Annotated in this window: 19 protein-coding genes and 1 pseudogene; 14 read left to right on the top strand and 6 right to left on the bottom strand. The window is 67.4% G+C overall.

The window, feature by feature from the left end:
- Nucleotides 1-128: 128 nt before the first annotated feature.
- The gene (gene trpD, locus VNW74_RS04130; protein WP_414686593.1) at nucleotides 129-1,217 is read left to right on the top strand and encodes an anthranilate phosphoribosyltransferase; all 1,089 of its coding nucleotides are present in this window, start codon (nucleotides 129-131) and stop codon (nucleotides 1,215-1,217) included.
- Here trpD and VNW74_RS04125 read toward each other — a convergent pair.
- Nucleotides 1,155-2,981 (bottom strand): annotated as a pseudogene (locus tag VNW74_RS04125) (DEDD exonuclease domain-containing protein); the annotation flags it as partial. The gene trpD and the pseudogene VNW74_RS04125 overlap by 63 nt on opposite strands.
- Nucleotides 2,982-3,132: 151 nt before the next feature.
- Here VNW74_RS04125 and VNW74_RS04120 point away from each other — a divergent pair.
- From VNW74_RS04120 to VNW74_RS04105, 4 genes are all read left to right on the top strand, one after another.
- Complete coding sequence (locus tag VNW74_RS04120; protein ID WP_325675324.1) at nucleotides 3,133-3,384, top strand: hypothetical protein; 252 nt, start codon at nucleotides 3,133-3,135, stop codon at nucleotides 3,382-3,384.
- Nucleotides 3,385-3,521: 137 nt separating this feature from the next.
- Nucleotides 3,522-4,640, top strand: a complete 1,119-nt coding sequence (ripC, locus tag VNW74_RS04115; protein WP_414686592.1) for a peptidoglycan hydrolase RipC — start codon at nucleotides 3,522-3,524, stop codon at nucleotides 4,638-4,640.
- 28 nt (nucleotides 4,641-4,668) lie between these two features.
- Nucleotides 4,669-5,520, top strand: coding sequence for a hypothetical protein (locus VNW74_RS04110; RefSeq protein WP_414686591.1), 852 nt, complete (start codon nucleotides 4,669-4,671; stop codon nucleotides 5,518-5,520).
- Between the two features lie 23 nt (nucleotides 5,521-5,543).
- Entirely contained in the window at nucleotides 5,544-6,674 is a 1,131-nt protein-coding gene (locus VNW74_RS04105) for a glycosyltransferase family 4 protein (protein WP_325675321.1), read from the top strand.
- Here VNW74_RS04105 and VNW74_RS04100 read toward each other — a convergent pair.
- A complete protein-coding gene (locus VNW74_RS04100; protein WP_325675320.1) occupies nucleotides 6,671-8,473 on the bottom strand; it encodes a long-chain fatty acid--CoA ligase in 1,803 nt (600 codons plus the stop codon). The two genes, VNW74_RS04105 and VNW74_RS04100, sit on opposite strands and share 4 nt — an antisense overlap.
- A gap of 163 nt (nucleotides 8,474-8,636) precedes the next feature.
- Between VNW74_RS04100 and VNW74_RS04095 the strand changes: the two genes are divergently transcribed.
- The 5 genes from VNW74_RS04095 to VNW74_RS04075 all read left to right on the top strand — a co-directional run bounded on the left by VNW74_RS04095 (nucleotide 8,637) and on the right by VNW74_RS04075 (nucleotide 12,191).
- Nucleotides 8,637-9,035 (top strand): polyketide cyclase / dehydrase and lipid transport, encoded by a 399-nt coding sequence (locus tag VNW74_RS04095; RefSeq protein ID WP_325675319.1) that lies wholly within the window; start codon nucleotides 8,637-8,639, stop codon nucleotides 9,033-9,035.
- Between the two features lie 134 nt (nucleotides 9,036-9,169).
- Nucleotides 9,170-9,607: an SRPBCC family protein gene (locus tag VNW74_RS04090; RefSeq protein ID WP_325675318.1), complete on the top strand. Its 438-nt coding sequence runs from the start codon at nucleotides 9,170-9,172 to the stop codon at nucleotides 9,605-9,607.
- On the top strand, nucleotides 9,600-10,874 hold the full coding sequence (locus tag VNW74_RS04085) for an ArsA family ATPase (RefSeq protein WP_325675334.1): 1,275 nt from the start codon (nucleotides 9,600-9,602) through the stop codon (nucleotides 10,872-10,874). The genes VNW74_RS04090 and VNW74_RS04085 overlap by 8 nt, the downstream gene beginning before the upstream one ends.
- 73 nt (nucleotides 10,875-10,947) lie before the next feature.
- Entirely contained in the window at nucleotides 10,948-11,325 is a 378-nt protein-coding gene (locus tag VNW74_RS04080; protein WP_325675317.1) for a hypothetical protein, read from the top strand.
- 137 nt (nucleotides 11,326-11,462) lie between these two features.
- Nucleotides 11,463-12,191: a lysophospholipid acyltransferase family protein gene (locus VNW74_RS04075; RefSeq protein WP_325675316.1), complete on the top strand. Its 729-nt coding sequence runs from the start codon at nucleotides 11,463-11,465 to the stop codon at nucleotides 12,189-12,191.
- 18 nt (nucleotides 12,192-12,209) lie between these two features.
- Here the strand turns inward: VNW74_RS04075 and VNW74_RS04070 are convergent, their stop codons facing one another.
- Nucleotides 12,210-13,532, bottom strand: a complete 1,323-nt coding sequence (locus tag VNW74_RS04070) for a glycosyltransferase 87 family protein (protein WP_325675315.1) — start codon at nucleotides 13,530-13,532, stop codon at nucleotides 12,210-12,212.
- A gap of 83 nt (nucleotides 13,533-13,615) precedes the next feature.
- Between VNW74_RS04070 and VNW74_RS04065 the strand changes: the two genes are divergently transcribed.
- From VNW74_RS04065 to VNW74_RS04055, 3 genes are all read left to right on the top strand, one after another.
- Nucleotides 13,616-14,500, top strand: coding sequence for a hypothetical protein (locus VNW74_RS04065; RefSeq protein ID WP_325675314.1), 885 nt, complete (start codon nucleotides 13,616-13,618; stop codon nucleotides 14,498-14,500).
- 26 nt (nucleotides 14,501-14,526) lie between these two features.
- Nucleotides 14,527-15,021, top strand: a complete 495-nt coding sequence (locus tag VNW74_RS04060) for a polyadenylate-specific 3'-exoribonuclease AS (RefSeq protein ID WP_325675313.1) — start codon at nucleotides 14,527-14,529, stop codon at nucleotides 15,019-15,021.
- A gap of 70 nt (nucleotides 15,022-15,091) precedes the next feature.
- On the top strand, nucleotides 15,092-16,480 hold the full coding sequence (locus tag VNW74_RS04055) for a class II 3-deoxy-7-phosphoheptulonate synthase (protein WP_325675312.1): 1,389 nt from the start codon (nucleotides 15,092-15,094) through the stop codon (nucleotides 16,478-16,480).
- Nucleotides 16,481-16,501: 21 nt separating this feature from the next.
- Here VNW74_RS04055 and VNW74_RS04050 read toward each other — a convergent pair whose 3' ends face one another.
- Complete coding sequence (locus tag VNW74_RS04050) at nucleotides 16,502-17,713, bottom strand: protein kinase domain-containing protein (protein ID WP_325675311.1); 1,212 nt, start codon at nucleotides 17,711-17,713, stop codon at nucleotides 16,502-16,504.
- 89 nt (nucleotides 17,714-17,802) lie between these two features.
- Between VNW74_RS04050 and VNW74_RS04045 the strand changes: the two genes are divergently transcribed.
- Nucleotides 17,803-18,207: an Rv2175c family DNA-binding protein gene (locus VNW74_RS04045; RefSeq protein ID WP_325675310.1), complete on the top strand. Its 405-nt coding sequence runs from the start codon at nucleotides 17,803-17,805 to the stop codon at nucleotides 18,205-18,207.
- Nucleotides 18,208-18,215: 8 nt separating this feature from the next.
- Here VNW74_RS04045 and VNW74_RS04040 read toward each other — a convergent pair whose 3' ends face one another.
- Both VNW74_RS04040 and idsA2 read right to left on the bottom strand, forming a co-directional pair.
- Entirely contained in the window at nucleotides 18,216-19,742 is a 1,527-nt protein-coding gene (locus VNW74_RS04040) for an alpha-(1->6)-mannopyranosyltransferase A (RefSeq protein WP_325675309.1), read from the bottom strand.
- Between the two features lie 5 nt (nucleotides 19,743-19,747).
- On the bottom strand, nucleotides 19,748-20,797 hold the full coding sequence (idsA2, locus tag VNW74_RS04035; RefSeq protein ID WP_325675333.1) for a bifunctional (2E,6E)-farnesyl/geranyl diphosphate synthase: 1,050 nt from the start codon (nucleotides 20,795-20,797) through the stop codon (nucleotides 19,748-19,750).
- Between the last annotated feature and the right edge of the window lie 68 nt (nucleotides 20,798-20,865).

The raw sequence follows: 20,865 nt of genomic DNA, 5'->3' as shown, positions 1-20,865 counted from the left end.
CTGGGGCCCTGCGATGGCGACCCGCTGCGCCCGGCTGCGCCGCGCTTGCGATCGGCTGGGGCCCTGCGATGGCGACCCGCTGCGCCCGGCTGCGCCGCGCTTGCGATCGCCATGGGACCATTTGCGGTGTGGCGGCGTCAGGTTCCGGGTCATCCCAGCGGCCCCCGAACGAGGCGCTGGCGTGGCCGCAGATCCTCACGACATTGACCGCGGGGCAGAACTTGCCCCGCGGACAGGCCGGGTGGGCCATGGAGCAGATCATGACCGGATCAGCGACGTCGGCACAGATCGCCGCTTTCGCCGTAGCGCTGAAGATGAAGGTCCCGACGGCCGCGGAGGTCACCGAGCTGGCCGACGTGATGCTGCAGCACGCCCGCCGGCTGCCCACCGAGCGGATCGGAACCGACACCGTCGATGTGGTGGGCACCGGTGGTGACGGCGTCAACACCGTCAACCTGTCCACCATGGCGGCGATCGTGGTGGCGGCGGCCGGCGTGCCGGTGGTCAAGCACGGCAACCGGGCAGCGTCCTCGCTGGCCGGCGGCGCCGACACCCTGGAGGCGCTGGGGGTTCGCATCGATCTGGGTCCCGACGACGTCGCACGCAGCGTCGCCGAAGTCGGAATCGGCTTCTGCTTCGCGCCGCAGTTTCATCCCTCGTACCGGCACGCGTCGGTGGCCCGTCGTGAACTCGGTGTGCCGACGGTCTTCAATCTTCTTGGGCCACTGACCAATCCGGGACGACCACGAGCCGGACTGATCGGCTGTGCGTTCGCCGACCTGGCCGAAGTGATGGCGGGCGTTTTCGCCGCACGCCGGTCCAGTGTTCTGGTGGTGCACGGTGACGACGGCCTCGACGAGCTGACCACCACCACGACGAGCACGATCTGGCGTGTACAGGCCGGCACGGTGGACAAGCTGATATTCGATCCCGCCGGGTTCGGGTTCGCCCGCGCCGAGCTCGACGAGTTGAAGGGCGGCGATGCGACGGCCAACGCGGCGGCGGCACGCTCGGTGCTGGCCGGCGCCAAGGGCCCGGTGCGCGACGCCGTCGTGCTCAACGCCGCGGGCGCGATCGTGGCCCACACTGGGCTATCCAGCCGCGCCGAGTGGCTGCCGGCGTGGGAAGACGGGCTGCGCCGCGCCGCCGACACGATCGACAGCGGAGCGGCCGAACAGCTGCTCGCGCGGTGGGTCCGGTTCGGTGAGCAGCTCTGAGTCCCGGCTCGTTACGGCTTGTTCGGCGGCCACCCGCGCCGAGCGGGCCGATGCGGCCCATCCCGCCCACGGGCCGGCGGATCCCAACGGCGAACACCAGCCGGCAGCTTCGTCGCCGCCGGTGGCCCGCACGATGCGCACCCCCGGTGCGGCCAGCCAGCGCACGATCAGGGCCGTCTCCTCCACCAGCGCCCCGCCCAGCGGGGCGGGCTGCTGCAGGACCACCTGCGCGCCCGCCCGGATGGCGTCGACGACGGGCATCGGCGGCACGCCTCGACGGGCGGTGCCTGCCGCGGCGAGCTGGCCGTAGCGGATGACGGCCAGCTGCCAGCCCCCGTCGCCGTCGGGGGCGGCGGCCACCAGCTCCGGCAGCGTCGCCAGCGCACGCAGGCGCTGGCCACGCCAGAGCACCTCCACCGCGGTCACAGTGTGGTCGCGCAGCCGGGCGGCGCTCTCGTAGCGCTGACGAGCGGCCAGGTCGGCGATCTGCTGAACGGCCGCGGCCACCGCGGTGTTGTCCACGCCGTCGATCAATGCCGCGGCGCGACCGGCCGCCGCGGCGTATTGGCCGGCGGTCACATCACGAGCAGCGGGGCACGGCGAAACCTCATGTTGCGGGCAGGCCGGTCCGTGCAGCGCCCTATGGGCCAGCCGCTTGGTACAAGTGCGCACCCCGGTGAACCGCGCCAGTAGCGCGGCGGTGTCGGCGGCGTCGGCTCGGGAGCGAAACGGGCCGACGGCACGATCGTGACGCGGCGTTCGCACCGCCGAAAACCTGGGGAAGGCCTCGTTGCTCAGCACTATCCACCACCATCGCTGCGGGAATCTCGACCGGCGGTTGTAGGGCGGGGCATGCGCGCTCAGCATCCGCAGTTCGCGAACACCGGCTTCCAACGCGTGCGCGCACTCGACGTGCTCGACGGTGCCTGCCAGCGCGACCATCTCTTTGATCCGGCCGCGCTGATCTGAGCCGTTGAAGTACTGACTTACCCTGCGCCGCAGGTCAATTGCAGTGCCGACATAGAGCACCTCGCCCGTCGGCCCACGGAACAGATAAACCCCCGGCTGGTGCGGCAACCCCTCGGCCAGCACCCGCTTGCGCCGTTGTGCCGGCGTCACGTCGGGCAGATACGAGCGCAGGTCGGCGTATGTGTGCACACCTTGATTGCCGACCCGCTCGATGAGCGCGTGCAATACGTCGACGGTGGCCCGCGCGTCGTCCAGTGCCCGGTGGGTGGGCTCGCTGGCGACCGCGAACAGCCGCGCCAGCGCTGCCAGCCGCACGCTGGGAGCTTCCTCGCGGCTGAGCACCCTGCGGGCCAGCGCAACGGTGCACAGCACTTGCGGCCGCCGCCAGCCGATGCCGCACCGATCGGAGGCGGCCCGCAAAAACCCGACGTCGAACCTGGCGTTATGGGCCACCAGGACCGCACCGCGGGCGAACTCGAAAAACATCGGCAACACCGCGCCGATGGTCGGTGCATCGCACACCATCGCCGTGGTGATGCCGGTCAGCTGCACGATCTGCGGCGGGATGCTGCGCTGCGGGTCGATGAGGGTGGCGAACTCGCCCAGGACCATACCGCCGCGCACCTTGACCGCCCCGATTTCGGTGATGGCGTCGGCGGCTGTTCCGGCACGGGCAGTCACACGCCCACCAGTGGTCTCCAGGTCCACGACGACGAATGTCGTTTCGCGCAGCGATATTTCGGCAGCCTCGTCGAGGTCGGGGAGGCTCAGCTGCTCGCCGGCGGGCGTGCCCATGGCCGAGACGTTAGGCAGTCGCACCGACATCGCTCGGATTGAGCGCGGCGCGTCGCGCCAGAGGACGGTGCGGGCTGGGCCAGCGAGATGTGTCGGTGCCGACGGTTAGCGTGACGGCAAGGCCACCGAGAAGACCGAGAGGACCAGCGAGATGGCGCACATCAGGAAGCCTGATCCGGCGGCGGCAGTCCCGCCGGATGCAGGAGAACCAGTGGTAATCGACTGTGACGACTGCGCGGTGCGTGGTCCCGGATGCCATGACTGCGTGGTCAGTGTGATACTCGGGGTACCGGAAACTTTGCTGGAGGATGAGCGCGCCGCGTTGGAGGTGCTTGCCGATGCGGGATTGGCTCCGCGACTGCGGCTAGTTCCGATCCACCGACAGCGACCCGGAGTAGCCTAACGGCGTTACGTTGAAATCTGGCTGTTTTCTTAATCATCCAGTGTTGGACAACGCCGTTGCCGTTTCGTAACCTATCTGAGATCTAATGCAGACTCGGCTGTCTGGGCCGACGGGTTTAAGGATGCAAAGTCTTGGGGTTGGGGTACAACTGTGGCGGCGTGCGTTTGCGCGCCGTCGCGAGGCTTGCTAGCGGAGCGCTAGTCGGGTTCGTTGCCCTCTCCGGAGTTGCCGCCAGCAATGTGCTGGCCGACCCAGCCAATGACGCGATGGCAAAGCTCAGCGAGCTGTCACGGCAGGCCGAGCAGACCACCGAGGCGATGCACAGCGCCCAGCTTGACCTCAATAACAAGCTGGCCTCGCAGCGGGCCGCCGACAAGAAGCACACCGATGACTCGGCCGCTGCCGACGCTGCGAAGTCACGACTGGCAACGTTTCAGGCCGGTGTCGACAAGTTTGCGGCAGCGATGTATATGGGTGGCCGCACCGACAGTATGAACGCCATCCTCAGTGCCGAATCACCCCAGCAACTGATCGGCAAGTTGGCCGTGCAGCGGGTGATGTCCACCGCCATGCTCGCGCAAATGGCCAACTACCGCGCCACCCGCGAGCAGGCCGCGCAAGCCGAAAAGGCATCCGCGAAATCGGCCACCGACGCCAAGACTGCGGCAGAGCAGGCCGCTGCGGTGCGCGCCAGCCTGCAGTCCAAGCAGAGCCAGCTGCAGCTGCAGATCGGCATCGTCAAGTCCCAGTACCTCGCGTTGAACCCGAACCAGCGCACCGAGCTGGCCGCGCCCGGGCCGGTCCCGCCGCCCGCCGCCATGGCCGCCGCCGCGCCCGCTCCGGCCGCGTTGCCGCCGGGCGACGGACAGCCGGGTGGTGGTTCTGGGTTCGGCGCCGCACCCGGCAACGGTCAGGGCGCTATCGCTGTTCAGGCCGCGTTGACCCAGGTCGGCGCGCCCTACTCCTGGGGTGGCGCCGCGCCCGGCGGATTCGACTGCTCCGGCTTGGTGATGTGGGCATTCCAGCAGGCCGGCATCGCGCTGCCGCACTCCAGCCAGGCGCTGGCCCACGGCGGCCAACCGGTCTCGCTGTCGGATCTGCAGCCCGGTGACGTGCTGACCTTCTATTCCGACGCATCCCACGCCGGCCTCTACATCGGTGACGGCCTCATGGTCCATTCGTCCACCTACGGCGTGCCGGTGCGGGTGGTGCCGATGAATTCGTCCGGCCCGATCTACGACGCCCGCCGCTACTGACCGCCGACGGTCTCACCGTCGCCGCTGGCTGCTGGCCTGCGTACTAGCCACCGAACTGGTCTTCGCGGCCGTCGCCGTGGTCCGTCCAGGACGGACGGACCCTGTGCGAGCTGACCACCCGGCCGCACCCGCGGCGGTCGTTACCACAGCTCCGCGGCTCGTCGAAGTCCGCGACCGCACTGTGCGGATGACCAATCTCGGCGGCCGGCAATCGGAGGTCATGCTGAACCGTGTTGCGGCGGACATCGGTCAGGCTGTCGACGCGGTGGAGGCATTCTGGGGGACCGACTGGCCGCGTGATATCGCCGTGGTGGCCACCGGCTCACAGCGGCAGTTCGAGACCGAGGCCGGCGGTGGGCCCGCGGCGCAGTGGGCCGATATCGCCGCGGTGGCCGTCGCCGACCGGGTGGATCCGGCCCGGCGAATCGCGATCGGCCAGCGGATCGTGTTCGCGCCCGGGGCGGTCGGCATGAGTGCATCGGCGTTACGAATCGTGTTGAGCCACGAGCTTTTTCACTATGCCGCGCGCGCCGACACGGCAGTGGATGCGCCCCGGTGGCTGACCGAAGGCGTGGCCGACTACGTCGCTCGGCCGGCCACGCCGCTGCCCGAGGTGACACCGCTGCCGACGGCGTTGCCGTCGGACGCCGACCTGGCCGCACCGGGGCTGCAGCGTTCGTTGGGCTACGACCGGGCATGGTGGTTCGCGCGTTTTGTCGCCGACACCCGCGGCACGGCGACGCTGCGGGCGTTTTACCGGGCCGCGTGTGGTGTCGGGCACGCCGACCTGCCCACCGCCGTGCATGACGTCCTGGGCTCCGACATGGCGGGCGTACTCGTCGACTGGCAGCAGTGGCTGACCCGTCAATCCAGTCGCTGACAGCTTCGGGCTAGCCTACGCAGGTGTCTCGGGTCCTGCTGGTAACCAACGACTTTCCACCTCGGCGCGGTGGCATCCAGTCCTATCTGGTCGAGCTGGTTAGTCGACTGGCCGGGGAGCACACCGTGACGGTGTATGCGCCGCAATGGAAGGGCGCCGACGCCTTTGATGCTCAGACCGCGGGCTATCGGGTGGTGCGCCACACCGGGACGTTGATGTTGCCCGTACCCACCGTCGACGTCCGGATGCGACGGCTGATCGCCGAGTACGGCATCGACACCGTCTGGTTCGGCGCGGCCGCGCCGTTGGGCCTGCTGGCGCAACGCGCCCGTCAAGCCGGCGCAACCCGGGTGCTGGCCAGTACCCACGGCCACGAGGTGGGTTGGTCGATGCTTCCGGTGGCACGGTCGGTGCTGCGTCGCGTCGGCGACGACAGCGACGTGGTCACCTTCGTCAGCCGCTATACCCGTGGGCGGTTCGCCTCGGCGTTCGGGCCGGAGGCCGCACTGGAGCACCTGCCGCCCGGGGTGGACATCGACCGGTTCCGTCCCGACCCGGCAAGCCGCGCCGAACTGCGGGCCCGCTACCGGCTGGGCCAGCGGCCCACGGTGCTGTGCCTGTCGCGGCTGGTGCCGCGCAAGGGGCAGGACATGTTGATTCGCGCGTTGCCGGAAATCCGGCGGCGCGTGGATGGGGCCGCGCTGGTCATCGCGGGCGGTGGCCCTTACCTAGACACGCTGCGCCAACTGGCCGAGCGGTTTCGCGTCAGCGAACACGTGACGTTCACCGGCGGGATCGCGGCCGCGGAGCTCCCCGCCTACCACGCGATGGCCGACGTGTTCGCGATGCCGTGTCGCACCCGCGGCGCCGGACTGGATGTCGAGGGACTGGGCATCGTATTTCTGGAAGCATCCGCGACCGGCGTGCCGGTGATCGCCGGATGCTCGGGCGGCGCTCCGGAAACTGTGCGGCACAACAAGACTGGGCTACTCGTCGACGGGCGTTCGGGCAGCCAGATCGTCGACGCCGTTACCGAGTTGCTCGCCGACCCCGATCGGGCCGCCGCTATGGGCGCCGCCGGGCGAGAATGGGCCATCGCGCAATGGCAATGGGACGCGTTGGCCGCGCGGCTATCGGAGTTGGTGCGCGGCTAGTCCTTCGCGTAGATCGCCTCGATGTCGTGAGCGAACTTCTCGGCCACTACCTTGCGCTTGACCTTCAGCGTGGGGGTGAGTTCCCCGGTGTCCTCGGTGAAGTCGACGGGCAGGATGCGGAATTTGCGGATCGACTCGGCGTGCGACACCGCCAGGTTGGCCTGCTTGACGGCCGCGTCCACCTCGGCAATCAGGTCGGGGTCGTTGACCAGATCGCCCACCGATGCTCCGGCGGGCTTGCTGTTGCGCTGCTTCCAGCCCTCGAACGCCTCGGGGTCGATGGTGATCAGCGCGCCAACGAACGGGCGGGCATCTCCGACGACCATCGCCTGGCTGATCAGCGGGTGCGCTCGCAGCTGGTCCTCCAATACGGCGGGGGCGACGTTTTTGCCGCCCGCGGTGACGATGATTTCCTTCTTGCGGCCGGTGATCGTCAGGAACCCGTCGCCGTCGACCGCGCCGAGGTCACCGGTCTTGAACCAACCGTCTTCCAGCGCTTCGTCGGTGGCCTGCTGGTTGTGCCAGTAGCCGTGGAACACCACGCCGCCGCGTACCAACAGCTCTCCGTCATCGGCGATGCGCATGCTGTTGCCCGGCAACAGCTTTCCGACGGTCCCGACTTTCAGGGCACCGACCTGGTTGACCGTGATCGCGGCGCTGGTCTCGGTCAGCCCGTAGCCCTCGTACACGGTGAGACCGACGCCGCGGTAGAAGTGGCCCAGCCGCGCGCCCAGCGGTGCGCCGCCCGAGACAGACGCGCGGCAGTCGCCACCCAGCGCGGTGCGCAGCTTGTGGTACACCAGCCGGTCGAAGAGCGCGTGCCTGGCCCGCAGCAGCGGACCGGGGCCGCCGTTGTCTTGCGCCTCGCTCCAGTCGACTGCGGTCTGCGCGGCAATCTCGAAGATGCGGGCCTTGCCGTCGTTGGCGGCATTTTGCGCGGCGGTGTTGTACACCTTCTCGAACACCCGCGGCACCGACACCACGACCGTCGGTTTGAACACCGCGAACATCGGCACCAGATTCTTGATGTCACTGCTAAACCCGACGACGACCTTGTTGTGGAAGGCACACAAGGTCAGTGCGCGGGCCAACACGTGTGCCAACGGCAGGAACACCAGCAGCCGCTCACCCTTGCGCAGCAGCGTCGGCAGAACCGCCTTGGCACCCCGGGTTTCGTAGACGAGGTTGGAATGGGTCAGCTGGCAGCCCTTGGGGCGCCCGGTGGTACCCGAGGTGTAGATCAGCGTCGCCGGATCTTCACTGCGCAACGCTTCGAGACGGGCGGTCAGCTCGGCTGGGTCGACCGAGGCGCCATCCTGGTCGAGTTGCTCGAGGGCTTTGCCGCCCGAACCGTCGATCTGCAGCACGCGCCGCAGCTCAGGCAAATCACCGGTGAGCGCGGTGACCATCGTTGCGTGGGCGTCCGTCTCGGCGAACGCGACCACCGCTGCCGAGTCGGTCAGTACCCAGCGCACTTGCTCGGCCGACGACGTCTCGTAGATCGGGACGGTGACCGCGCCTACCGACAGAATCGCCAGATCGAGGATCGCCCACTCGTAGCGGGTGGCGGAAAAGATAGCCACCCGGTCGCCGGCCTGCACCCCTAGTGCGATCAAACCCAATGCGGCCGAGCGGATTTGGGCGGCGGCGACCGCGCATGTAACGTCGGTCCAGACCCCGTCGACCAGGCGTTGAAAGATCACCGTGTCGGGTTCGTCGCGCTCGTGCTCGAACACTGCGGCGACGATGTTGTCGTGCTCGTCTACCGTGAACGGGGCGGGAGCATTGAATTCACGCACTCTTCTGACCTCGCTTGCGTTATTCCGCCGGGGGCTGGGCTGGATGCTGGATTTAGCCTAGTTCGGCCCGGTGAGGAGCCGGACCAGTGGGGCTGGTCGCGATCAGCAGGACGATCGAGACTGGTGTATGCGGCCACGGCTGCTGTATGTGAAGCTAGGGGCCGTGCACAGCGTTCAAATTGCCGACGAGACGTTCGTCGCCGCCGACCCTGTACGCGTCGGTGCTGCCATCGGCGATCCGGCCAGCTGGCGACGGTGGTGGCCAGACCTGCGGCTGCGAGTTATCGAAGACCGCGCCGACAAAGGAGTCCGCTGGGCGGTTACCGGTCCGCTCACCGGAACGATGGAAATCTGGCTGGAACCGTCGTTGGATGGCGTGCTGCTGCACTACTTTCTGCATGCTGAGCCGTCCGGGGTCGCGGCATGGCAATTGGCCAGGATGAACTTGCGGAGACTGACCCACCGGCGCCGGGTCGCGGGTAAGAAAATGGCCTTCGAGGTGAAGGCGGCGCTTGAACGGTCCCGACCGGTTGGCGTTTCTCCGGTGCTTGACCAGGTCTGAACTCAACCGGGGAGTACCGTTTCTGCCGTGGGCTGGCGGTACAGCCCACAGGGTGCAGGCGTGCCCCGTAAGCGGGCTCCAACCCAATGGCGGCAAAGGCACTACCGGCGTACGGGGGAGAAGGAAGCGACCAGGTGGCGGAGAAGACGGCGCAGACGATCTACATCGACGCGGACCCCAGCACGGTCATGGACGTGATCGCTGACATCGGCTCGTATCCCGACTGGGTGTCGGAATACAAGGAGGCCGAAGTCCTCGAGGCCGACCCCCAGGGCAATCCGAAGGTGGCACGGCTGGTGCTGGACACCAGCGTCCTCAAAGACACACTGGTGCTGTCCTACGAGTGGCCGAAAGATCGCGGCTCGGTGCGCTGGTCGCTGGTTTCCAGCTCGCTGCTGCGGTCCCTCGACGGTGTATATCGTTTGGCGTCCAAGGGCTCTGGCACTGACGTTACCTATGAGCTCACGGTCGACATCGCTATTCCGATGATCGGTTTGCTCAAGCGCAAGGCCGAGCGCAGGTTGATCGACTCCGCGTTGAAGGATCTGAAGAAACGAGTCGAGGCTGAGTGAGTCGGCAGCGCCCACTGTTGCCCGGATCAGTCTTTTCGTCGGCAAAGGTGGGGTAGGAAAGTCCACTTTGGCGGCCGCGACCGCCGTGCGTGACGCGCGCGCCGGTCAGCGGGTGTTGTTGGTATCTACCGACCAGGCGCACTCGCTGGGTGACGTGCTCGGTGTCGCGGTCACCCCGACCGGCCGACGCGATCCCGTGCGAGTCCTCGCAGACCTCGAAACGGGAGCGGCCGACGTCGGCGGCGGCTTCCTCGACGCGTTGGCGATGGACACCTTGGCGCTGCTCGAGGCTCGCTGGCGCACGGTGGTCGACACGTTGGGCCTGCGCTTTCCCGAATCGGAGCTGGACGAGGTTGCGCCCGAAGAACTTTCGGCGTTGCCTGGCGTTCAGGAAGTCCTCGGCCTGCATGAGGTCGGCGAGTTGGCTGCGGCCGAACTATGGGACCACATCGTGGTCGACTGTGCCTCCACCGCCGACGCAATGCGGATGCTGACCCTGCCGGCCACGTTCGCGCTGTACGTCGAGCGAGCCTGGCCGCGGCATCGCAGGCTTTCCACGGCAGCCGACGACGCCCGATCGACCGCGGTGGTGGAACTGCTGGAACGCATCAGCGCAAGCGTCGAAAAGCTCAGCGCGCTGCTGACCGACAGCACGCGCGTCGGTGCACATCTGGTACTCACTGCGGAACGGGTGGTGGCGGCCGAAGCCCTCCGGACGCTGGGCTCGTTGGCGTTGATGGGTCTGCGCGTGGAGGAATTAATCGTCAACCAGATTCTGGTGCAGGACGATTCCTACGAGTACCGCAATCTGCCCGCTCATCCGGCCTTCGACTGGTATTCCGAGCGAATCAGTGAGCAGCGAGCGGTGCTGGACGAACTGGACGCCGCCATCGGCGATGTAGCGCTGGTCCTTACCCCGCATCTGGCCGGTGAGCCGATCGGCCCCAAAGCGCTCGCCGAGCTGTTGGACAGTGCGCGCCGCCGCGACGGGTCGGCGCCGCCGGGGCCGTTGCGTCCCGTCGTGGACCTGGAGTCAGGATCCGGCCTGCAGTCGGTCTACCGATTGCGGCTAGAGTTGCCGCAAATCGATTCCGGCGCGCTTACCCTTGGCCGAGTCGGCGACGACCTGATCGTTGGCGCCGGCGGGATGCGACGCAGAGTTCGGTTGGCGTCCGTCCTGCGGCGATGCACGGTATTGGACGCGCATCTTCGCGGTAGCGAATTGACGGTGCGTTTTCGACCTGATCCGGAGGTGTGGCCGAAGTGAGTCGCGCCGACGACGAACAACAGCGCAGCGGCGGGGTGGGGGTACCACCCGCTTGCCGGGGAGAGTGGCGTAGATGAGTGGCGTCCACCCCGACATCGGTCCGGAGTTGCGCAAACTCGCCCAGAGCATTCTCGACGGGATCGACCCCGCGGTCCGCTTGGCGGTGTCGCGGGCGCTTGGCGACGGCGCCGGCACCGGCAAGTGCCAGCAGGTGTGGTGTCCGATCTGCGCGCTGGCCGCAGTCGTGACCGGGGAGGAACACCCGTTGCTGACGGTCATCGCCGAGCACAGCGTCGCGCTGCTGGCGGTGATCCGGGCCATCGTCGAGCAAGTCGACGGATCGACGCCGCCGCCCGACGGTCCGCCGAGCGGCGGTGCCGAGGTTGATGCGGCGGCCGATGCCGCTGCGACGAGTCGCTATCAGCCCATCACCGTCACCGTCGAGGAGTAGCCGCGGCGGCTCGGGTTAACGGCAGCCGGCTCACGGTCGAAGAGTAAGCAGGTCGCCCGCGCCGCTGTGGTCCCGTACACAGTGGATCGGTACGCTTGGCGCAGAACACCCATCGATGCGGGCAAATGGGAGGGTCCATGTGGTACTGGCTTCTTAAGTACTTCTTCATGGGCCCGCTGCTCGCGGTCCTCGGTCGTCCGAAAATCGAAGGACTGGAATACGTCCCACAGTCCGGCCCGGCGATCCTGGCCAGCAACCATCTGGCGGTCGCTGACAGTTTCTACCTGCCGCTGGTTGTGCGGCGCCGCATCACCTTTCTGGCGAAGTCCGAATATTTCACCGGCACCGGGCTGAAGGGTTGGTTCAACCGCTGGTTTTATAGCACCACCGGACAAGTGCCGATCGACCGCAGCGACGCCGATGCCGCGCAGGCCGCTTTGAATACGGCTGAGCGGTTGCTGAGCGAGGGCAAGCTGCTCGGCATGTATCCCGAGGGCACTCGCTCACCCGATGGCAGGTTGTACAAGGGCAAGACCGGATTGGCCCGTCTGGCACTGCAGACCGGGGTTCCGGTGATACCGGTGGCGATGATCGGCACCAACGTCGTCAATCCGCCCGGCAAAAAGATGTGGCGGTTCGGCCGGGTCAAGGTCCGGTTCGGCAAGCCGATGGACTTTTCCCGCTTCGACGGGCTGGCCGGCAACCGCTTTATCGAACGAGCCGTCATCGACGAGGTGATCTACGAGCTGATGGGGCTGTCGGGTCAGGAATACGTCGACATCTACGCCGCCACCCTCAAAGACGGCAACGGGTCCGGATCGTCGACGCAATCGCCGATGCGGATCCCTGAGACGGCGGCGGGCTAGCCGATCTCCGTCCCCTGGTCAGCCGACGGCTGACACCGGCTGAGGCGCGTTCGACGCCCGTGGTGCAGCGGCGGTAGTGGCGCCGCTGACAGCGACCGTGGCGCCGGCCGTGACGATGGCCGCCAGCGCCCACCACAAGTAGGAGACGCCGGCGAGTTGGCGCCACCACGCCGCGCCCAGCTCATGGTGCTTGGGCAGCAGGTCGATCGGTGTCCAGACCATCAGCGCGACTCCGGCCGCGCTGATCGCTGCCAGCGCCGCGTTCCGCTGCCGCCAGGCCAGCACCGCGGTCACCACCACCGTCGGCAGCATCCACACCCAGTGGTGCGACCAGGACACCGGCGAAACCACCAGCCCGAACAGCGCGATACAGATCACCGCGAGAGTCGGCTCGCCGGCGCGCAGCGCCCGCCGCGCCGCCCACACGGTCAGCGCCAGCACCAGCAGACACGCGGCCACCCACGGCAGGAACCGCGCATGGTCGCTGAGGCCCAGCCGCGCCAGCGCCCCAGCGACGTTCTGGTTGGTGTTCAAACTCGCCGCGCCGATCCGATCGGTGTTGTGGACCGTCTCGCTCCAGTACTGCCAGGAGTCCCGCCACGCCAGCGCAAACCCGGCCAGGGTTGCCACCAGGAAGGACGCTATCGAGGTCAACACGGCGCGTTTGTCGCGGTTTAGCAGGAAATACAGCAGGAACACCGCCGGAGTGAGTTTGAGCGCAATGCCCAACCCCAGCAGCAATCCACGTGGCCACGGGGTGCGGCGCGGCACGCAGTCGGCGATCGCCAGCGTCATCAGCACCACGTTGATCTGCCCGAACGCGAAATTCGATTTGATGGGCTCCAGCCAGATCGCTGCTGCGGCCACGATCAGCGCCGTCAACCACCACCGGCGCAGCCAAGCCGGGCCGGGCACCACCCGAGCGGTGCTCCACACGTCGAGTCGGGTCAGCACGATCATCGTGGAGACGATCAACAGCACCAAGGTGATCAGCGTGATCGTCACGCTCGCGGCCGGCATCCCCAACCAGGCGAACGGGCAAAACACGATGGCGGCGAGTGGGGGATAGGTGAACGGGAGGTTCAACCCGATCGGCGTGTGAAATTCCACACCGTCCGCATACAGCGGGCGGTTATCCAGCCAGGCTTGGCCGCCCATCCGGTAGACGTCGATGTCGATGCGGTATGGGGTGTGGCCGACGAGCCGCCACGCAGCGTAGCCCAATGCGACCAGGGCCAGCGGTTGGAGCAGCGCCCACCAGGCATTTCGCCAGATACCTCGCCGCGCGGCCGCTAGCCGCCCGCGCCAACTGCCCACGTCGGGCGACCGCGATCTACTCATGTCGGTGAACAGCCTATCGGTGCTGGCGCCTTAGCCGGTGTCGCGGAGGGCCGTCGGTGCGAAGTGGGCGTAGGTTTCTTAAGGTGCTCCGCTGGTTCGAAGACGACATTCTCGGCCGCGGTCGACTGCCGCTGGTGTGCTGTCTGGTCGCCTTCATCCTCACCTTTTTCGTGACACGCACCTTCGTGCGCTACATCCGCCGCCGCGCCGACCGTGGCGTGCCGCCAAAGTGGTGGGAGCCACGAAACATTCACATCGGGAAGATGCACATCCACCATGTGGTGGTCGGAGTTCTGCTGGTGATGATCTCCGGCGTGACGTTGGTGGCCTTGTCGGTCACCGGCAACGAACTCGAATACACCGCTAGCGCGATCGTCTTCGGCATCGGAGCCGCGTTGGTGCTCGACGAGTACGCGCTGATCCTGCATCTGTCCGACGTCTACTGGGAGGAAGACGGGCGGACTTCGGTCGACGCGGTCTTCGCTGCAGTGGCGGTGGGCGGACTGCTGGTCCTGGGCCTGCACCCGTTCTTGTTCTTCATCAGCCTGTGGCACGACACCACCCACTCGGTGCCGCTGCGCGCCGGTGTGATCTTCGCGATGGCGCTGACGTTGCCACTGGCGGTGCTGGTCGTGCTCAAGGGCAAGGTGTGGACCGGGCTGATCGGCATGTTCTTCGTCCCGCTGCTGTTCATCGGGGCGATCCGGCTGTCGCGCCCGCAAGCCCCGTGGGCCCGCTGGCTTTACATGAGTCGGCTGGACAAGATGGCGCGTGCGCTGCAGCGGGAACGAACCCTGCGCCGCCCCGTCGTGCGGGCCAAGCTGTGGGTGCAGTACACGATCGCCGGCACGCCGCGCCGGCCCGACCATCGCATGGTCGACGCGCTATTGGATCGCGAGGTCCACCCGGCGCCGCCGCCGCCGATACCACCGCGGCACCCCCTCGCCAGCGGTGCAGGCATCAGGTGACCGGCGGACTACGCTAAATTTCGGCCGTGCGGTACTTCTACGACACGGAATTCATCGATGACGGCCGCACCATCGAGCTGATCTCGATCGGGGTGGCCGCCGAGGACGGCCGCGAATACTACGCAGTCTCGACCGAATTCGATCCCGAGCGGGCCGGAAGCTGGGTGCGCACCCACGTGCTGCCGAAGCTACCGCCACCGGCGTCGCCGCTATGGCGCCCACGCGCCAGGATCCGCGCGGACCTGGAAACGTTCTTCGACATCGACGGCGCCGAGCCGATCGAGCTGTGGGCCTGGGTCGGCGCCTATGACCATGTCGTGCTCTGTCAGTTGTGGGGCCCGATGACCCATCTGCCGCCGGCGATGCCGCGCTTCACCCGGGAGCTGCGCCAGCTTTGGGAGGATCGCGGGCGTCCGCGGCTGCCGCGCCGGCCGCCGGATGTGCACGACGCGTTGGTCGACGCTCGAGACCAGCTGCGGCGATACCGGTTGATCGCCGCCGCCGACGGTCACCACGGCTAGCCCGGCCTGTTCGCGTTCGCGCTGATTTCGGCCCGATTAGCCGGCTGCGGAGCCCAGCTACCATGGACGGGTGAACTGGACCGTTGATGTACCGATCGAGCAGCTGCCGGCGCTGCCTCCGCTGCCGGCGGATCTGCGGGCCCGGCTGGACGCCGCGCTGGCAAGGCCCGCCGCACAGCAGCCAAGTTGGACGCCCGAGCAGGTCGAGCCGATGCGAACGGTGCTGGAGAGTGTGCCACCGGTGACGGTGCCGTCAGAGATCGTGCGGCTACAGGAGATGCTGGCCCAGGTTGCCCGGGGTGAGGCGTTCCTGCTGCAGGGCGGCGACTGCGCGGAGACGTTCGTCGACAACACCGAACCGCACATCAGGGGGAACATCCGCACCTTGCTGCAGATGGCGGTGGTGTTGACCTATGGCGCCAGCGTGCCGGTGGTCAAGTTGGCGCGCATCGCCGGCCAATACGCCAAGCCTCGGTCGGCTGAACTCGACGCGCTGGGGCTGCGCTCCTACCGCGGCGACATGGTCAACGGATTCGCCCCGGACGCCGCGGCGCGTGAGCACGACCCGTCGCGGCTGGTGCGGGCCTACGCCAACGCCGGTGCGGCGATGAACCTGGTGCGCGCCCTGACATCGTCGGGGCTGGCGTCGCTGCACCTGGTGCACGACTGGAACCGGGAATTCGTCCGGACCTCGCCGGCCGGTGCGCGTTACGAGGCGCTGGCCTCCGAGATCGACCGCGGCCTGAAGTTCATGAGCGCCTGCGGGGTGGCCGACCGTAATCTGCAGACCGCCGAAATCTACGCCAGCCATGAAGCTTTGGTGCTCGACTACGAGCGTGCCATGCTGCGGCTGTCGCACGAGCAGGACGGCCAGCCGCAACTGTATGACCTGTCGGCGCACTACCTCTGGATCGGCGATCGGACCCGGCAGCTCGACGGCGCGCATATCGCATTGGCTGAGGTGATCGCGAACCCGATTGGCGTCAAGATCGGTCCGACGACGACACCCGATCAAGCTGTGGAATATGTGGAGCGCCTCGATCCGCACAACAAGCCGGGCCGAGTGACCTTGGTGAGCCGGCTGGGCAACAACAGGGTGCGTGACCTGTTGCCGCCGATCATCGAGAAGGTGCAGGCCACCGGTCATCGGGTGATATGGCAGTGCGATCCCATGCACGGCAACACCCACGAGTCGTCCACTGGTTACAAGACGAGGCATTTCGACCGGATCGTCGACGAGGTGCAGGGCTTCTTCGAGGTGCACCGGGCGCTGGGCACGTACCCCGGTGGCATCCACGTCGAGATCACCGGGGAGAACGTCACCGAGTGTCTTGGCGGTGCCCAGGACATTTCGGACACCGATCTGAGCGGCCGCTACGAAACGGCATGCGACCCGCGGCTGAACACCCAGCAGTCATTGGAGCTGGCGTTCCTGGTCGCCGAGATGTTGCGCGACTGAGTCGAATTCAGCACAAGACCGCTAGAGCAGCCCGCTCAAGTTACTGCCGACGGTCCATGCCGCCGCGGCCACCATCCCGGTGACCGATAACACGACCGCTACCCAGATCAACACCATGCGGCGGGCATGCTGGCGCGCGAGCGCGAACTCGACCATCGCGATTCCGGCGAATTGACCTGATATCTCCCGGTATTCGTCATCGTTCCGCGCGTCCGGTTCAGCGGGCCAGTCCTGAGGCCCTCGGGTCAGCTGACGGGTCGGGTTGTGCACCGGCGTCCGCCCGGGTGGATGCCGGTGCTGCTCTGTGGTCTGGTGTTGGTCGACCTGGCTGCGGTGCAGCGCGGCTGAGCGGTGTTGAGCGGAGTTGCGCGGCGCGGGGACCCGGAATTCCGGTAGCGCCAATTCGTCGACGATCGCCTCCAATTCGGCGCCCATGTCAAGCGCGTCAGCGTAGCGGTCGGCGGGATCGCGCGCCGTCGCGCGCCTGACCAGCCGGTCGAATTGTTCGGGAACACCGGAGATCACCGTGCCGGGGGCCGGCACATCGGTATCCAAACGTTGGTATGCGATCGACAACGCCGAGTCGCCGGAAAACGGCGTCTGCCCGGTCAGCAGCTCGTAGGCCACGATCCCCGCGGCATAGACATCGCTGCGCGGGCTGGCATTGCCGTCCCGAACCTGTTCCGGAGACAGGTAGGCGGCGGTGCCGAGAATGACGCTGGTGGAAGTGATTCCGGCCGCGGCGACGGCGCGGACCAAGCCGAAGTCGACGATTTTGACGTCGCCCTGGTCGGAGATCAACACGTTTTCGGGTTTGACATCGCGGTGCACCAGGCCCGCACCGTGCGCGGCGGCCAGCCCGCCCAGCACCGGGCGCAGCACCGCCGCGACGGCATGCGGCGGCATCGGACCGCGTTCGCTCAGCAGCTCTCGCAGCGTGCCGCCCTCGACGAGTTCCATCACCAGGAACGGGTGTCGGGCGTCCAGGCCCTGGTCGTAGACCGCCACCAGTCCGGGGTCTTTGAGCCGGGCGACGCTGCGGGCCTCGAGTTGGAAGCGGGTGAGGAATTGCTGGTCGCCGGCGTAGCGGGAATCCATCACCTTCAGCGCGACCGGTCGGTCCAACCGCGTGTCAAGGCCCCGGTACACCGTCGACGTGCCGCCGGTGGCGATCTTGGCCGCGACGCGATACCGCCCGTCCAGCAGCGCGCCCTCCAGCGGATCGTCAGCCACGGGGCTTATCGTAGGTGGCACCACGAGTTCCGCCTGAAACCTCGCTCAGCGCGCCCGAATAGTCGCATGCCCGGCCGTACACTGAGTCGGTGAGCAGGATTCCGGCCGGCGACGACGTTCTGGACCCCGACGAACCCACCTTCGATCTGCCCGGCGTTGCCGAGCTGCTCGGCGTGCCGGTCACCAAGGTTCACCAGCAGCTACGGGAAGGTCACCTCGTCGGGGTACGGCGAGCCGGTGATGTGGTAGTGCCGCAGGTCTTTTTCACCGATACCGGCCACGTGGTCAAGAGCCTGCCGGGATTGCTGATGGTTTTGCATGACGGCGGCTACCACGACACCGAAATCGTGCGCTGGCTCTTCACTCCCGACCCGTCGCTGACCGTCACCCGGGACGGAACGCGCGACGCCATCAGCAACGCCCGCCCGGTCGACGCCTTGCACGCACACCAGGCTCGCGAAGTGTTGCGCCGCGCTCAGGCGATGGCCTATTGAAGGCCGACTCAGCCGGGCTCGGCGGTGATCTCGGCCGGCCGGGCCGGCCGTGACAGCGCGTACCAGGCGATCATCGCGCACGTCGTCGCTATGAAGACCTGGATCCACGAGTACATGCCATGGGCGCCATCGGGTCTGAAGATAACCATGATCCAGGTGGAGAATGCGGCGATCGCCGCGACCGCCGGCCGCGACTGGGCCAGCGGGGCCACCACCGCCAGCGGCCAGCTGTAGTACCAGGGCAGCGCGCCGGGTACGAACAACACGACGACGACCATGGCCCAGCCGATCCCGGTCAACACGGCCCGATCGTCGCGCCGGTATCGCCACCACAACAGCGGTAGCGACACCGCGATGATCCCAATCCCGATGAGCCGGGTGACCTGCAGCACGCCATAGAAATTCACCGGGAAGAACAGTCCGCCGACGGCATGGATCAGGTTCGCCGCGCCGGTCGGGATCGTCAGCCAGTTGATGATCTTTACCGAGCCGGCCAATGCGGTTAGCCAGCCCAGCCCCACTCCGGCCACCCCGGATAACACCGCGAACACGGCGACGAAGATCAGCACAGACGCCCCGCCGGCCGCGGCAAAGGCCGGGAGCGGCCGATATCCGCGCCGCTCGCGTAGGTGGCGCATCCACACCCAGACCAGAAACGGCAGCGCGATTCCGGCCGTGGCCTTGACCGCGACCGCGACGGCGACCAGCGTGATGCCTGCGAGATGATGGCGCTCAAAGGTCAGCGCGATGCCGGCGGTCATCAAGCCCACCATCAGCATCTCGTTGTGCACACCGCCCATCAAATGAATGATGACCAGGGGGTTGAGCACACAAATCCACAGGGCGATGGGCACGTCGGCGCTCAGATGGCGGGCCAGCCGGGGTGTCGCCCAGATCAGCAATGCCAGGCCGGGCAGCATGCACAGCCGCAACAACATGGTTCCGGCGATCACATGGTTGCCGACCAGTGTCGTGACCAGCCTTGCAATCATGATGAATGCCGGACCGTAGGGTGCGGTGGTGATGGTCCAGATGGGACTCACGTTGTCCAGCAACGGATTCGAGTTCTCAATCGGCCCGACCGCGTACGGGTCCAGGCCGTCGCGCAGCAGCGCGCCCTGGGCCAGATATGAGTAGGTGTCGCGGCTGAAGACCGGCACCGACAGCAGTAGCGGCGCGAGCCAGAAGCCGGTGGTGGCCACCATGGTGTATTCGCTTGCGTCGCCGGCGAGAACGCGTCGGCCTAGCCACAGCCATGCGGTCAGCATCAACGCGACACCCACCCACAGCACTACCGACGACAGCACCAGCCCGTGGCCATAGCGCATCCACGACAGGTGCAGCGACTCCAGCAGGGGGTCATGCTGTTTCGTGCTGCCCGCGCCGAGTCCTCCGATGGTGATCAGTGCCGCGCCCAGGCAGCCCAGCAGTGCCGGTCGGCCTTCGACTGCGGTGATGAATTCCCGCAGACGTGAAAAGTGTTGTGTCCGGCCGATAGTCGAGCCAGCCGTCGGTACGGAAGTCGGGGTGGACATGCGCGTCACGCGGACCGGTTTGCGGCCAGTCTGGCAAGCTCGGACAGCCCGGTCTTTGCCGCCGCGTGGATAGGTGCATCGGCGAGCGTGGCCAGTGCCCGCCCGGTCAGCGTCTCGATCCTGTCCTCGACCGCGGCCAGCGCGCCCACCCGCTCGATCTCCTTGCGCAGTTCGCCCACCTGGGTGTCGGTCAAGTCGGTGCCGATCGAGCCGCGTAACAGCTTGGCGGCGGCCGCATCTGACTTGTCGGCCAATTCCACCGCCGTTGCCAGCAGCACCGTGCGCTTGCCGGAGCGAAGGTCGTCTCCGGAGGGCTTACCGGTGACCGCTGGATCCCCGAACACCCCCAACACGTCGTCGCGTAGCTGGAATGCGACGCCCAGGTCGGTGCCGACCTGGTGGAAAAGGGATTGCACGTCGGGTCTGTCGGCGGCGGCGGCCACCCCCAATTGCAGCGGACGCGACACCGTGTAGGAGGCGGTCTTATAGGTGTTGACGGTCATCGCCGAGGCGATCGACTCGGCGGCGCTGGCCTCGGCGACGATATCGAGGTATTGGCCGCCGAATAGTTCGGTGCGGATGTCGACCCAGACTCGCCGCACCCGCTCGCGCGCATCGTGCGGCAGATCGATGCCCGCGACGATGTCGTCGGCCCACGCCAGCGCCAGATCGCCGAGCAGGATGGCCGCCGAGATGCCGAATTGGTCGGATGACCCCTGCCACTGCCGGTCGCGGTGCAACGCCGCGAATTGCACGTGCGTGGTCGGACGGCCGCGGCGAGTCGCCGAGCCGTCGATCACGTCGTCATGCACCAGCGCCGAGGCGTGCAGCAGCTCCAGCGCGGAGAACAACAGCAGCACGTGGGCGTCGGCGTCTTTGCTCGACACCGAGCGCCAGCCCCAGTAGGCGAAGGCCGGACGCAGCCGCTTCCCGCCGCTGAGGACGAACTCTTCCAGGCTGGCCGTCAGGCGGTCATAGTCGCCTCCGATGTAGGCGGCCTCACCGCGGCGGTCCTGCAGGTATCTCCGCAGCCGGTCGGTGATGGCATCGGCCAACTCGACGGTCGCTGCTGCTTCTACGCTCAGCGGAACACCCCTTCCTGGTCGCATCATCGTCGGGCGCG

The sequence above is a fragment of the Mycobacterium sp. genome, assembly GCF_035570115.1.
In the GTDB taxonomy this organism is placed as follows: Bacteria; Actinomycetota; Actinomycetes; order Mycobacteriales; family Mycobacteriaceae; genus Mycobacterium.
Note: the sequence above shows the minus strand (reverse complement) of the source record. Positions and strands in the feature narration are given on the sequence as shown.